This is a genomic window from Streptomyces pseudogriseolus (genome assembly GCA_002154585.1).
Taxonomy (GTDB): Bacteria; Actinomycetota; Actinomycetes; order Streptomycetales; family Streptomycetaceae; genus Streptomyces; species Streptomyces pseudogriseolus.
The window spans coordinates 1-506 of record MUNG01000602.1 but is presented as its reverse complement, the minus strand read 5'-3'; the positions used below and the strand labels follow the sequence as shown (position 1 = coordinate 506).

Genomic DNA, 506 nt, shown 5'->3' with positions numbered 1-506 from the left:
CGCGCCCTCCTGCACCCTGGACAGATGGGAGCGTGGGACCTCCTGCTCACCGGACTGGTACTCCTGTTCGGTCTGTGCGGAGTGCTGGTGCCCGGGGTGCCCGGGTCCTGGCTGGTGTGGGCCGCGGTCCTGTGGTGGGCGCTGAAGGACCCGCAGGCGGTCGCCTGGTGGGTGCTGGTGGGGGCGACCGTGCTGCTGTTCCTGTCGCAGGTGGTGCGCTGGGCGCTGCCGCCCCGCCGACTCCGGGCGGGCGGCGTGGACGCCGGGCTGCTGGCGTACGCGGGCGGCGGCTCGTTCGCGGGTTTCGTGCTGCTGCCGGTGATCGGCGCGGTGCCGGGTTTCCTCGCCGGGGTGTACGTCCACGAGCGGATCCGCCTCGGCCGCCGCGGGGAGGCGAAGGCGGCGGTGCGTACGGTGATGCGGTCGGGCGGGTGGAGCGTGCTGACGGAGCTGTTCACCTGCCAGCTGATCGCCGGGGCGTGGCTCGGCGCGGTGTTCTGGGGCTG

At 74.3% G+C, this 506-nt stretch carries 1 protein-coding gene; it reads left to right on the top strand.

What is annotated here, in order from left to right; translation table 11 throughout:
- Positions 1-24: 24 nt before the first annotated feature.
- Positions 25-506, top strand: a 482-nt coding sequence (locus CCN29_RS33330) for a DUF456 domain-containing protein (protein WP_006136578.1), incomplete at its 3' end; no start/stop codon positions are given.